Source organism: Actinomyces sp. Marseille-P3109, assembly GCF_900323545.1.
Taxonomy (GTDB): domain Bacteria; phylum Actinomycetota; class Actinomycetes; order Actinomycetales; family Actinomycetaceae; genus Actinomyces.
Window position 1 is genome coordinate 365,350 of record NZ_OOHN01000008.1, and the last position, 12,730, is coordinate 378,079.

The window sequence follows — 12,730 nt, forward strand, 5'->3', positions numbered from 1 at the left end:
CGACCCCACCCGCGCCACCCGGCGCCAGAAAGAAGGAACCACATATGTCCCTCACCGCGCTCGCATACGTCGGCTACGGCCTTGCCACGCTCGGCCCGGGCGTCGGCATCGGCCTGCTGGTCGGCAAGACCCAGGAGGCCACCGCCCGTCAGCCCGAGGTGGCCGGACGCCTGTTCACCAACATGATCATCGGCGCGGGCATGGTCGAGGCCCTGGCCCTCATCGGCTTCGTCATGCCGCTCGTCGTCAAGTGATGATTCCGCTGGCTGCCGAGGGCGGGCAGGGAGGAGGCACAGCCTTCATCCTGCCCCCGCTCTATGAGATCTTCTGGGCGGCGGTCGTCCTCCTGCTCATCCTCCTGGTGGTGGGCCGCTTCGCTCTGCCCCGGCTCTACGCCGTCCTGGACGAGCGCGCCCGGCGCATCCAGGAGGGCCTCGACCTGGCCGACAAGGCCGAGCAGGACCAGTCCGACGCCGAGAAGCGCGCCGCCCGGCTCGTGGATGAGGCTCGCCGTGAGGCCGCCCGCATCCGCGACAACGCACAGAGCGAGGCCAAGGAGATCATCTCCCAGGCCCGTGCCGAAGCCCAGACAGAGGCCGCCGGCATCCTGGAGGGTGCTCAGCGCCAGATCCTGGCCGATAAGCAGGCCGCGCAGATCTCGCTTCGCACCGATGTCGGCATGCTCGCCTCCACCTTGGCCGAGCGCATCGTCGGCGAGCAGCTCAAGGACACCGCCCTGTCCGAGCGCGTCATCGACCGATTCCTCGACGAGCTCGAGGCCATGCCCCCGGTCGAGGGTGTTGACACACCGGTGACCACCGGTTCCGCCTCCGAGCCCACCCCGGAGGAGAAGCCGTGAGAACCGGGACCGGAGCCACCCGTGAGACGGTGAGTCAGGCCTGGAGCCCGGTTCTCGCGGCGGCGGGAGTCGAGGGACAGGAGCTGGGGCGCCAGATCCTTGCCCTGGCACACCAGGTCGCCGTCCACTCGCTGTCCGGCCCCTTGACCGACCCGGGCCGCGAGCCCGAGGAGAAGGCGGTGCTGGCTCGCAGGCTCTTCGAGGGGACCGTGGACGGGCGCGTCGTCGACCTGCTCAGCGCCATGGTCCGCGGCCGCTGGTCCAAGCCGGTCGACCTCATCACCGCCCTCCACGACCTGGGCATTGAGGCGATCCTCGCCGGCGCCCACGCCGACGGCGCGGTCGGTGAGATCGAGCAGCAGCTCTTCGAGGTCCACGAGCAGATCGCCGGCGACCGCGAGCTGCGCGAGGCCTTGGCGCCTTCGCGCCGCACCCGTACCGAGGCCCGCGTCCGCCTGGCCGAGGCCGTCTTCGGCGTCCACATCAGTGCCCCGGCCATGAGCCTGCTGCGCTGGTGCGTGCGTCACCGCGCCGAGGGAGGGCCGCTGCGCAACTTGCGCCGCGTCGTCGAACTGGCCGCCGCCATGCGCCACCGCACCATCGCCGACGTCGTCACGGCCATCCCCATGACCACGGCCCAGGAGTCGCGCCTGCGCACCATCCTGGAGCGCCGACTGGGCACCAGCATCGACCTCAACTGCGAGGTCGACCCCGAGGTCATTGGCGGGGCGCGCGTCATGATCCGCAACCACGTCCTGGACCACACCGTGCGCGGCGCCGTCGCCGAGCTGCGCACCCGCCTGGCCGGATAGCGGGCAACGCGCCCAGCACCGCCTTCCTGCACCGGCCCCCACAACTTCACCACCCACCCCGCCGACGCCGCCCACGCCTCGCGCCGCCGGCCCCAGAACGCAACCAGCAAGGAGACGAGATGGCAGAGCTGACCATCAGGCCCGAGGAGATCCGCTCGGCCCTGAACGAGTTCGCCGAGTCCTACAAGCCCGCCGAGGTCGCGGCCGAGGAGGTCGGGCACGTCGTCTTCGCCGCTGACGGCATCGCGCACGTCGAGGGCCTGCCCGGCGTCATGGCCAACGAGCTGCTCACCTTCGAGGACGGCACCGCGGGCCTGGCCATGAACCTCGAGGAGCGCAAGGTCGGCGTCGTCGTCCTGGGCTCCTTCGACGGCATCGACGAGGGCCAGGTCGTGCGCCGTACCGGTGAGGTCCTCTCCGTGCCCGTGGGCGACGCCTACCTGGGCCGCGTCGTCGACCCGCTGGGCCGGCCCATCGACGGCCTGGGCGAGATCGACGCCGAGGGTCGCCGCGCCCTGGAGCTCCAGGCCCCCGGCGTCATGTCCCGCAAGTCCGTCCACGAGCCCCTTCAGACCGGGCTCAAGGCCATCGACTCGATGATCCCGATCGGCCGCGGCCAGCGCCAGCTCATCATCGGCGACCGCCAGACCGGTAAGACCGCCATCGCCCTGGACACGATCCTCAACCAGAAGGCCGCCTGGGAGACCGGCGACCCGGACAAGCAGGTGCGCTGCATCTACGTGGCCACCGGTCAGAAGGGCTCCACCATCGCCTCGGTGCGCGCCACCCTGGAGGAGCGCGGCGCCCTGGAGTACACCACCATCGTGGCCTCCCCGGCCTCCGACCCGGCCGGCTTCAAGTACCTGTCGCCCTACACGGGCTCGGCCATCGGCCAGCACTGGATGTACCAGGGCAAGCACGTCCTCATCGTCTTCGACGACCTGTCCAAGCAGGCCGAGGCCTACCGTGCCGTCTCCCTGCTGCTGCGCCGCCCGCCGGGCCGTGAGGCCTACCCCGGTGACGTCTTCTACCTGCACTCGCGCCTGCTGGAGCGCTGCTCCAAGCTCTGCGACGACCTGGGTGCCGGCTCCATGACCGGGCTGCCGATCATCGAGACCAAGGCCAACGACGTCTCGGCCTACATCCCCACCAACGTCATCTCGATCACCGACGGGCAGATCTTCCTCCAGTCCGACCTGTTCAACGCCGACCAGCGCCCGGCCGTCGACGTGGGCATCTCCGTGTCCCGCGTGGGCGGCGCCGCTCAGGTCAAGGCCATGAAGAAGGTCGCCGGAACCCTCAAGATCACGCTGGCCCAGTACCGCTCCATGCAGGCCTTCGCCATGTTCGCCTCCGACCTGGACGCCGCCACCCGCGCCCAGCTGACCCGCGGCGAGCGCCTCATGGAGCTGCTCAAGCAGCCCCAGCACACGCCCTACCCAGTGGCTGAGCAGGTCGCCAGCGTCTGGGCCGGCACCAAGGGCTACCTCGATGATCTCGACGTCGCCGACGTCCTCCCCTTCGAGGCGGCCTTCCTGGACCACCTGCGGCGCAACACCGACATCCTGGATACCATCGAGTCCACCGGGGAGCTGAGCGACGAGACCGACGCCGCCCTGGTCAAGGCCATCGAGTCCTTCCGGCGCACCTTCGCCTCCGGCGAGCAGATGCTGGGTGCCCAGGTCGCCGAGCCCGAGGAGGAGCCCACCGCCGAGAGGACCACCGAGCAGCTCGTGGTCAAGAGGGGCTGACGTGGCAGGAAACCAGCGCGTCTACAAGCAGCGCATTCGATCGACCCAGACCCTCCAGAAGGTGTTCCGGGCGATGGAGCTCATCGCCTCGTCCCGGATCGGGCAGGCGCGCCGCAACGCGCAGGAGGCCTCGCCCTACGACCACGCCCTGAGCCAGGCGGTGGCCGCCCTGGGCTCCTACTCCCGCTTCGAGCACCCCATTACCCAGGAGCGCAAGGACACCAATCGCGTGGCGATCCTCGTGGTCACCTCCGATCGTGGCATGGCCGGCGCCTACTCGGCCACCATCCTGCGTGAGACCGGCCGCCTCATTGAGGAGCTGGTCAAGGACGGCAAGGAGCCGGTGATCTTCACCTTCGGCCGGCGCGCCCAGAGCTACTTCAGCTTCCGCGGTACGCCGATCGAGTTCTCCTGGACCGGGCAGTCCGACCGTCCCAGTGACGAGGCCATCGAGGAGGTCGCCACCACTCTCCTGGACTACTTCCTCCAGCCGGCCGAGGCCGGCGGCGTGGCCGAGGTCCACATCGTCTTCACCCGCTACGTCTCGATGGTCTCCCAGGTCCCCGAGGTGCGCCGGATGCTGCCGCTCAAAGTGGTCGATGTCGCCGGGGCCGGTGAGCTCGACGAGGCCGGCAACGAGGCCCTGGAGAAGGAGCTGGCGGAAAAGCACGGTAGCTCCATGCCCCTGTACGAGTTCGAGCCCGGCCCCTCCGAGGTGCTCGACGCCCTCCTGACCCGCTATATGGGCACCCGCATCCGCAATGCCCTGCTGCAGTCGGCCGCCTCCGAGCTGGCCAGCCGTCAGCAGGCCATGCACACGGCCACGGACAACGCCGAGGACCTCATCATCACCTACACCCGCCTGGCCAACGCGGCGCGCCAGGGCGACATCACCCAGGAGATCTCCGAGATCGTCTCGGGTGCCGACGCCCTGGGGGCCGAGTAGACCGAGAAGCCCCCGACGTCGTCGAGACCCCACACAGACTCACCTCACCGAGCAGGACCCCCTCTCAGCTCTGGAAGATACGGAAGAACGCACATGGCTGACACCACCACCCCCGGGACGGGACGCATCACCCGCATCATCGGCGCCGTTGTCGACGTCGAGTTCCCGCCTGATGCGATCCCGGCGATGTACAACGCCCTCAAGGTGACCGTTCAGGCCACCAGTGCCGGCGAGGAGCCCCACGAGATCACCCTGGAGGTCGCCCAGCACCTGGGTGACAACATCGTGCGCACGATCTCGCTCAAGCCCACCGACGGCCTCGTGCGCGGCTCACTGGTGCGCGACACCGGCGCGCCGATCTCCGTGCCCGTGGGCGACGTGACCAAGGGCCACGTCTTCAACGTCACCGGTGACGTCCTCAACCTCGCCCCCGGCGAGCAGCTGGAGATCGCCGAGCGCTGGCCCATCCACCGCCAGCCCCCGGCCTTCGACCAGCTCGAGTCCAAGGAGCAGATGTTCGAGACCGGCATCAAGGTCATCGACCTGCTCACCCCCTACGTCCAGGGCGGCAAGATCGGCCTGTTCGGCGGCGCAGGCGTGGGCAAGACCGTCCTCATCCAGGAGATGATCCAGCGCGTGGCCCAGAACCACGGCGGCGTCTCCGTGTTCGCCGGGGTGGGGGAGCGTACCCGCGAGGGCAACGACCTCATCGTCGAGATGGACGAGGCCGGCGTCTTCGACAAGACCGCCCTGGTCTTCGGCCAGATGGACGAGCCGCCGGGCACACGTCTGCGCGTGGCCCTGTCCGCCCTGACGATGGCCGAGTACTTCCGCGACGTCCAGCACCAGGACGTGCTGCTGTTCATCGACAACATCTTCCGCTTCACCCAGGCCGGTTCCGAGGTCTCCACGCTGCTGGGCCGCATGCCCTCGGCCGTGGGCTACCAGCCCAACCTGGCCGACGAGATGGGCCAGCTCCAGGAGCGCATCACCTCGGCCGGCGGCCACTCCATCACCTCCCTGCAGGCGATCTACGTGCCCGCCGACGACTACACCGACCCGGCGCCGGCCACGACCTTCGCCCACCTGGACGCCACCACCGAGCTCAGCCGTGAGATCGCCTCGCGCGGCATCTACCCGGCCGTGGACCCGCTGACCTCCACCTCGCGCCTGCTGGCCCCCGGCTACGTGGGCCAGGAGCACTACGACGTCGCCACGCGCGTGAAGTCCATCCTCCAGAAGAACAAGGAGCTCCAGGACATCATCGCGATCCTCGGCGTCGATGAGCTCGGCGAGGAGGACAAGGTGACGGTCGCCCGCGCCCGCCGTATCGAGCAGTTCCTGTCACAGAACACCTACATGGCGGAGAAGTTCACCGGCGTGCCCGGCTCCACCGTGCCGCTGTCGGAGACCATCGAGGCGTTCCGCCGCATCTGCGACGGCGATTACGATGACCTGCCGGAGCAGGCCTTCTTCAACATCGGTGGCATTGAGGATCTGGAGCGTCGCGCCGCCGAGCTCAAGGACTGAGACGTAGGATCCGGGTAGAGCCGGGTGCAGGAAGCAGGAAAGGAGGGGACATGGCCTTACATGTTGAGGTGGTCTCGCCGGCGGGCGAGGCCTGGACCGGTGAGGCGACGCAGGTCTCCGTGCCCCTGATCAACGGGGAGCTGGGTGTCCTGCCGGGCCGTCAGCCCCTCGTGGCGGTCCTGGGAACAGGGCCGGTGCGCCTGAGTTCCGTCGACGGTGAGATGCACAGGATCGAGGTGTCCGGCGGGTTCTGTTCCGTGGACCACGACGCCATCACGATCGCCGCCGACCATGTGAAGCAGGACGCGGAGGTCTGAGACATGGGGCAGCACGTGTGGATGATCGTGGCGATCGTCGCCATCGCCCTCGTGCTGCTGACAGGCGGGTTCCTGGTGCGCCTGCGCTACCTGGCCGGACAGGTCGGCTCCTTCGAGTGCGCCATGCGGCCGCCCGGGGCGCAGCGCTGGCTGAGCGGGGTCGCCTCCTTCCGCCTCGACTCCCTGGAGTGGTACCGGCTGATGTCCCTGTCCACGCGGCCCTCACGGGTGTGGAGGCGCCTGGACCTGGAGCTCTCCGCGGCCAGGCGGCGCCGCGAGCAGGGACGCGTCGTTGAGGTCCACTGCGTGGACGCCACCGCCGCCCCCGACAGCTTCGACCTGGCGATGATGGAGGAGTCCCACTCGGCGCTGGTCGCCTGGGTGGAGTCCGCGTCGCCCGAACAGCCCCGCCTCTACTGAGACCTGACCCCGCCGATGACTTGTGCCGACCTCTGCTGACTCACTCGAGTCCGGGACGGGGTTCCTTCCGGGGCCGGGCGGGCATGAGACGTTCTTGCGGGCCGCTCCTGGGCCGGGGTGTTCCTGAGTTGGGTTGCGCTGAGTCGGTTTGCGCCTGAGCCGGGTCGACGACGTACTTTCCGCTTGGGGACTGCGTTTTCTCAAAGACGACGACGTCCAGAACCCAGTCGTTGACAACGAATCGCAGTCCTCACGGCAGAAGTACGTCCTCGACGACGCACACGGCGGCGGTCGCCCCGGTTTCACGAGCCTCGGCAGCGTCGTCACCCGGTCGCCCCCGGATCACGCCTGAGAAACAGGCCCTGATCTGGCGCGGGTACCGTGCCCGGATGGCGGAGAAACCGCGGGCGGGTGACGCGATGCTCAGGCGTGCCGGCCCCGGCGTCGCGCCGCCCTGGGCCCGGCCCCGCTAGGGTGGATGGGTGCGCCTCGTCATTGCCTCCTGCTCCGTCGACTACTCCGGCCGCCTGGACGCCCACCTGCCCCGGGCCACCCGCGTGCTCATGCTCAAGGCCGACGGCTCGGTCCTCGTCCACTCCGACGGCGGCTCCTACAAGCCCCTGAACTGGATGAGCGCCCCGGCCCGCCTCGCGGTCACCGAGCCCGACGAGGAGGCCGCCGCCGACGGCGTGCGCGAGGTCTGGGAGGTGAGCGCCGCCAAGACCGACGACCGCCTCGTCATCCGCGTCTTTGAGACCATCTCCGACGTCAGCCACGAGCTGGGGGTGGACCCAGGGCTCACCAAGGACGGCGTCGAGGCCCACCTCCAGGAGCTCCTGGCCGAGCAGATCGAGGTCCTGGGCACCGGCTACCGCCTGGTGCGCCGCGAGTTTCCCACCGCCATCGGCCCGGTCGACATCATGGCCAAGGACGCCGAGGGCCGCTCCGTGGCCGTGGAGATCAAGCGCGTCGGCGGGATCGACGGCGTCGAGCAGCTCACCCGCTACCTCGAGCTCCTGGACCGCGACCCGCTGCTGGCCCCCGTCCAGGGCGTCTTCGCCGCCCAGACGATCAAGCCCCAGGCCCGCGTCCTGGCCGAGGACCGCGGCATCCGCTGCGTCACCCTCGACTACGATGCCATGCGCGGCATGGACGACCCGACCTCCCGCCTGTTCTGAGGGGAGAGCCGTGCCCGCTGCTGCCCGCGAGTCCTCCGCGCCGCTGCCGCGCGAGGTGAGCCTGGCCCGCATCATCTCCCAGGGCCTCGTCCCGGCCACCGCAGCGCCCGACGCCGTCACGGCAGTGTCCCGCCGGCTCGCCATCCAGGGCCAGCAGGTCTCCGCCGTCCCGCACGCCCTGCTCGTGCGCGCCCCGGACGCCACCCCGTCCGACGTCGATGCCGCCTTCGCGCGAGGCGACCTGGTGCGCTCCTGGCCCATGCGCGGCACCGTCCACATCACCACCGCCGCCGACCACCACTGGCTGCGGGCCGTCCTCATGCACCGCACGGACGCCTGGGTCCGGCGCAGCGAGGCGGACTACGGCGTCGATACCGCCCTGTGCGAGCGCGCCGCCGAGGTGGCCCTGGACCTCATCGGTGACCAGGGCCCGCTGACGCGCGCTGTGCTCCTGGCGGCCTGGCAGGAGGCCGGCCTCATGGAGGCCTTCCGCGGCGAGGACGTTTCCTCCTACCGGCGTCGTCACCTCCTCGTGCGACTCCAGCGCGAGGGAATCCTCGTTCAGGGGCCGCGGGCCGGCAACGAGCACCTCGTCGTGGACGCGCGTACCCTGCCCGACGCCGACTCCGGGCCCGCCGGCGCAGGCGTCGCCCACGGCGGGGCGGGCCACCGTGCCGCGTGCGCGCACATCGCCTACCGCTACGCGGCCGGCCACGGTCCGGTCAGCGCCGAGGACCTGGCTCGCTGGACCACGCTGCCCAAGACGCAGGCCGCCCGCGCCCTGGAGGACGCCGTCGAGCTGGGGGAGGAGCAGGACGCCGCCTCGCCCGATGGCGCCGGGGAGCTGGCCGGGAGCCGCCTCCCGCTCGTGCGGGCGGTCGCCGAGGCCGGGGCGCGCGGCAGCCTGCGCGTGCTCGGCCCCGGCGAGTCGGCCCCGAAGGCAGGCCTGCTCTACATGCGTGCCGACCTGCCCGATCTCCTGTCCGCCCACCGCGCCGCCGCGCAGGCCACGCACTTCCTGGGCTCCTTCGACGAGCTGCACGTGGGCTACAAGGACCGCTCCTGCCTGACCGACGACGCCGGCGAGCGCCTCATCTGCCCGGCGAGCAACGGCATGTTCCGCCCGATCCTGGTGGACCGCGGCCGACTCGTCGCCGTGCGGCCGGTCGGCGAGGGCCTGTTGTGGAAGGGCGGGGCGGCGCCGTCGGCCCGCGTGGAGCGCGACGTCATCCGGGTCGTGTCTCGCATGGAGCAGCGCCTGGCCGGGTGAGTGGAGCGGAGCCGGATCCCACCTGCGCAGTGTGGGGGAGAAGACGCCCCGAAGGAGGTTGTCTGATGTCTGGAGTGGTGACAGAATCCGACTCATGAGCAACGAAGCCATGCAGGTCCGCGCACTGCGGGGGCGCGTCGTCACCCCCGACCACATCATCGATGACGGGGCGGTAGTCCTGTCCGGAGCCCACATCGCGTGGGTCGGAGCGGCTGACCAGGTCACCAGAGCTGGCTTCGGAGACGTCGTCGAGCAGGCGCAGGCCGCACCCGAGGGAGGCTACCTCCTGCCGGGACTGGTGGACGTCCACTGCCACGGCGGCGGCGGTGAGTCCTTCCCCAACGCTGAGACCGCCGAGCAGGCGATGGTCTCCGTGCTCGAGCACCGCCGCTTCGGCACCACCTCACTCGTGGCCTCCTGCGTGACGGCCGCTCCCGACGTCCTGCGCGCGCGCACCCGGGTCCTGGCCGGGCTGTGCGAGGACGGCGAGCTCGCCGGCATCCACTTCGAGGGGCCCTTCGTCTCGGTCGAGCGCTGCGGCGCCCAGGACCCCACCTACATCATCGATCCCGACGCCGCCCTGACCCGTGAGCTCATCGAGCTCGGCGGCGGGCACGTCGTCACCATGACGATCGCCCCGGAGAAGCCCGGCATCACCGGCGATGACGGCGTCAACGCGGCCCTCATCGAGGGAGGGGCGCTACCCTCCTTCGGACACACCGACTCCGAGGCCGCCCCCGTGCGCGCCGCCCTGGCCGACGCCGCCACCCGCATCGCCGAGCGCCTCGAGGCCGGGAAGGCGGTTCGTGCCCCGCGTTCGACCGCCACCCACCTGTTCAACGGCATGCGTCCCATGCACCACCGCAAGCCCGGGCCCGTGCCCGAGTTCCTGGCGGCCGCCCAGCGCGGCGAGTGCGTCCTGGAGATGATCGGCGACGGCGTGCACCTGAACCCCGCCATCGTCCTGGACATGTTCGAGACCCTGGGGCGCGACAACGTCGTCCTGGTCACCGACGCCATGGCCGCGGCCGGCATGGCCGACGGTGACTACGTGCTCGGCTCCCAGCCGGTCACCGTGGCCGACGGCGTCGCCCGCCTCACCGAGGGCGGCGCGATCGCCGGGGGAACCGCCCACCTCATCGACGTCGTGCGCACCACCTGGCACGGGGGAGTCGACCTGGTCGACGCCGTCTACGCCGCCAGCGTCCAGGGCGCGCGGATCCTCGGCGACCCATCCGTGGGAGCACTGCGGGCGGGGCTGTGGGGTGACGTCGTCGTCACCGACGCGGACCTGCGGCCCGTCACCGTGCTGCGCCGCGGTGAGGTGGTGGGGCCCGCCGCCTGAGGACCGCGGCCCAGAACCTCGGTCTGATCCTCCTGCGCCTTTGATCCTCCCGCACCACCGGCCCGCACGGGCCCCAGCAGACTCTTGTCATGTGGGAGGCGTTCGCTCCGACCTGGACCTCCAGGTCGGGGCGAACGTTTTGTGTTGCGGCGGCTGAGCCGTGCGCGCCGGTCGGCCGGATGAAGTGATGCGGGCGGCTAGCCCGGCAGGCCCAGGAGGCGGCGGGTGTAGACGGCCTGTCCGGAGTGCTGGGCGGAGTCGTCGATCACCGAGGCCAAGCGCACGCCCCGGGTGACGGGCGGGTCCCAGGACTCGTCGACGACGTCGTCGAGCGACTCCGGCGTGAGGGAACGCAGGTAGCTGTACACCAGGGCGTAGGCGTCATCCAGGTAGGCGAAAAGGATGCTGAGATCGCCGACGACGACCTGGGCGGCCTGCTCGGGCGTGTGGTGCCAGTCCTCGGTGTCGTCGGGCAGGGGCAGGGCGAAGCGTTCCCGGTGGCCGCCGGTGACCCAGACGGGCTCGACGCCCGCCAGGGGCGCGACCTGGATGTCGAGCTCACGAGCGGTGTGCCAGGCCAGCCAGGTCAGGGAGTCGATGCGGGGCGCCAGGTCCGGGGCGGGCCGGGTGTTGGCCTGCTCCAGCGTGACGCCGTCGAAGGCGCGGTCGAAGCGCTCGCGGGACCGGGACAGGACGTCAATGAGCATCTCAAGAGTCGTCATGATGTCAGGCTACGCGTCAGATCCGGGCCTGCGGCCGGTGTTTCACGGGACTTATGTGCTGTCGCCCGGCTCCGGGTACGGGGATGGTGTGTTGTGTCGTGTTGTTTGTTCGTCTTGTGTGGGTTGAGGTTGTGGGATGTAAGGTGAAGGTGGATGGTTGGTTGGGGTTTTGTTGGTCTTTGGGTGGTTTTTGGGTTTGTCTTCTTCTTGGTGTTCTCGGTGTCCTGTGTCTGTGATGCCCGTCCTTGGCGGGCGTGTTCGTGCCTGATGTCTGGGGTGCGTGGTGTTTCTCGGACTGGGGGAGTTTTTCTTCCCTTGAGTCGATGGGATAGATCCCATGCCAGCAGCGAAATACTCGGAGGAGTTCAAGGCGCAGGTCGTGCGTGAAGTCGTCGAGAAGGAACGCACGATAGCGTCAGTGGCCGCCTCATACGACCTTGTTGCCCAAACGGTAGGTAACTGGGTCGCAAGATACAAGAAGGAGCACGCCACCGACCAGGACTGCAAGAAGGCCTCCGAGTCGACTGAGATAGCGAAACTGAGAGCGGAGGTCCGTGAGCTGCGTCAGGAGAATGAGTTCCTGAAAAAAGCAGCCGCCTTCTTCGCCAAGGAACGACCGTGACCGAGCGCTACGAGCTGATCAACCGCGAAGAAGGCTCCTACCCATCTCCTTGATTTGCCGGTGGTCCAGGGTATCAAAATCAGGGTACTACTCTTGGCGCGACCGGCCCCAGTCGCAGACGGCCGTCAGGCGGGAGGAGCTGGCCATCCTGATTAAGGACGTTTTTGGGGACTCCGATGGTACCTACGGGTATCGGCGAATCCAGGTGATTCTGGAGCGGCGCGGTGTGCGGGCCGACGGGGCCACGATTCGGTTCATCATGCGTGACCTGGGGCTACAGGCTGCGCAGCCACGGGCGAAAGTCCGAACCACCGTGCCGGCCCAGGACCTGGATGAGCGGCCGGACCTGTTCAAACGGGACTTCACTGCAGATGAGCCCGGCAAGAAGCTGTGTGGGGATATCACCTATGTCAGGACGTGGGCTGGGTTTATCTATCTTGCGACCGTTCTGGACTGCTGTACCAAGAAGGTCGTGGGTTATGCGATGGCCGACCGCATGCGTACCTCCCTGGTGTGCCAGGCCATTGACATGGCGGTCAGGAGATGCCCGATTGACAGGGGCGTGACGATCTTTCATTCGGACCGAGGTAGTCAGTACATGTCTCAAAGATTCCTGGACCATCTCAGGTCCTATGGCATTCGTCCCTCGGTGGGGCGTGCGGGGGTGTGCTGGGACAATGCGTGGGCGGAGTCGTTCAATGCCACGCTCAAGAATGAAAGGGTCCACCGAATGGTGTATCCCACGAAGGATAAGGCGATCAAGGATATTGCCTCGTGGATCGAGCTGACATGCAATCATGTTCGCCTTCACTCAGCCCTGGGATAGCGCGCCCCGAACGAGGTCGAACGCGATTTCCTGGACTTAACGAAGGCAGCCTGAAACACAAACAAGCACTGTCCGAAAAACACCTGGCAGTCCAACCAAGGCGTTCCACAAGCGTTTGGCGCTGCTGGAAGT

Annotated in this window: 13 protein-coding genes and 1 pseudogene; 13 read left to right on the forward strand and 1 reads right to left on the reverse strand. The window is 69.1% G+C overall.

Features of this window, described 5'->3' with window-relative positions; all coding sequences use genetic code 11:
* Positions 1 to 44 precede the first annotated feature (44 nt).
* The 11 genes from atpE to BQ8008_RS01840 all read left to right on the forward strand — a co-directional run bounded on the left by atpE (position 45) and on the right by BQ8008_RS01840 (position 10,428).
* Complete coding sequence (gene atpE, locus BQ8008_RS01790; RefSeq protein WP_108832548.1) at positions 45 to 254, forward strand: ATP synthase F0 subunit C; 210 nt, start codon at positions 45 to 47, stop codon at positions 252 to 254.
* Entirely contained in the window at positions 254 to 859 is a 606-nt protein-coding gene (locus BQ8008_RS01795; protein WP_108832549.1) for a F0F1 ATP synthase subunit B, read from the forward strand. Before atpE ends, BQ8008_RS01795 begins: the two co-directional genes overlap by 1 nt.
* A complete protein-coding gene (locus tag BQ8008_RS01800) occupies positions 856 to 1,671 on the forward strand; it encodes a F0F1 ATP synthase subunit delta (RefSeq protein WP_108832550.1) in 816 nt (271 codons plus the stop codon). The genes BQ8008_RS01795 and BQ8008_RS01800 overlap by 4 nt, the downstream gene beginning before the upstream one ends.
* Positions 1,672 to 1,790: 119 nt before the next feature.
* Entirely contained in the window at positions 1,791 to 3,422 is a 1,632-nt protein-coding gene (atpA, locus tag BQ8008_RS01805) for a F0F1 ATP synthase subunit alpha (protein WP_108832551.1), read from the forward strand.
* Between the two features lies 1 nt (position 3,423).
* Positions 3,424 to 4,368 (forward strand): F0F1 ATP synthase subunit gamma, encoded by a 945-nt coding sequence (locus BQ8008_RS01810; protein WP_108832552.1) that lies wholly within the window; start codon positions 3,424 to 3,426, stop codon positions 4,366 to 4,368.
* 93 nt (positions 4,369 to 4,461) lie between these two features.
* A complete protein-coding gene (gene atpD, locus BQ8008_RS01815) occupies positions 4,462 to 5,898 on the forward strand; it encodes a F0F1 ATP synthase subunit beta (RefSeq protein ID WP_108832553.1) in 1,437 nt (478 codons plus the stop codon).
* Positions 5,899 to 5,948: 50 nt separating this feature from the next.
* A complete protein-coding gene (locus BQ8008_RS01820; protein WP_108832554.1) occupies positions 5,949 to 6,215 on the forward strand; it encodes a F0F1 ATP synthase subunit epsilon in 267 nt (88 codons plus the stop codon).
* Positions 6,216 to 6,218: 3 nt separating this feature from the next.
* A complete protein-coding gene (locus BQ8008_RS01825; protein WP_108832555.1) occupies positions 6,219 to 6,635 on the forward strand; it encodes a DUF2550 family protein in 417 nt (138 codons plus the stop codon).
* Positions 6,636 to 7,117: 482 nt separating this feature from the next.
* On the forward strand, positions 7,118 to 7,813 hold the full coding sequence (gene nucS, locus BQ8008_RS01830) for an endonuclease NucS (RefSeq protein WP_108832556.1): 696 nt from the start codon (positions 7,118 to 7,120) through the stop codon (positions 7,811 to 7,813).
* Between the two features lie 55 nt (positions 7,814 to 7,868).
* Entirely contained in the window at positions 7,869 to 9,083 is a 1,215-nt protein-coding gene (locus tag BQ8008_RS01835) for a DNA glycosylase AlkZ-like family protein (protein ID WP_442778231.1), read from the forward strand.
* Between the two features lie 109 nt (positions 9,084 to 9,192).
* Positions 9,193 to 10,428 (forward strand): N-acetylglucosamine-6-phosphate deacetylase, encoded by a 1,236-nt coding sequence (locus BQ8008_RS01840; RefSeq protein WP_199908005.1) that lies wholly within the window; start codon positions 9,193 to 9,195, stop codon positions 10,426 to 10,428.
* 197 nt (positions 10,429 to 10,625) lie between these two features.
* On the opposite strand, the gene BQ8008_RS01845 is transcribed toward BQ8008_RS01840, so the two are convergent.
* Positions 10,626 to 11,150: a mycothiol transferase gene (locus tag BQ8008_RS01845; protein WP_108832559.1), complete on the reverse strand. Its 525-nt coding sequence runs from the start codon at positions 11,148 to 11,150 to the stop codon at positions 10,626 to 10,628.
* Positions 11,151 to 11,487: 337 nt separating this feature from the next.
* Here BQ8008_RS01845 and BQ8008_RS01850 point away from each other — a divergent pair, with 337 nt between their 5' ends.
* Both BQ8008_RS01850 and BQ8008_RS01855 read left to right on the forward strand, forming a co-directional pair.
* On the forward strand, positions 11,488 to 11,772 hold the full coding sequence (locus tag BQ8008_RS01850; protein ID WP_108832560.1) for a transposase: 285 nt from the start codon (positions 11,488 to 11,490) through the stop codon (positions 11,770 to 11,772).
* Between the two features lie 40 nt (positions 11,773 to 11,812).
* Positions 11,813 to 12,598 (forward strand): annotated as a pseudogene (locus BQ8008_RS01855) (IS3 family transposase); the annotation flags it as partial.
* Between the last annotated feature and the right edge of the window lie 132 nt (positions 12,599 to 12,730).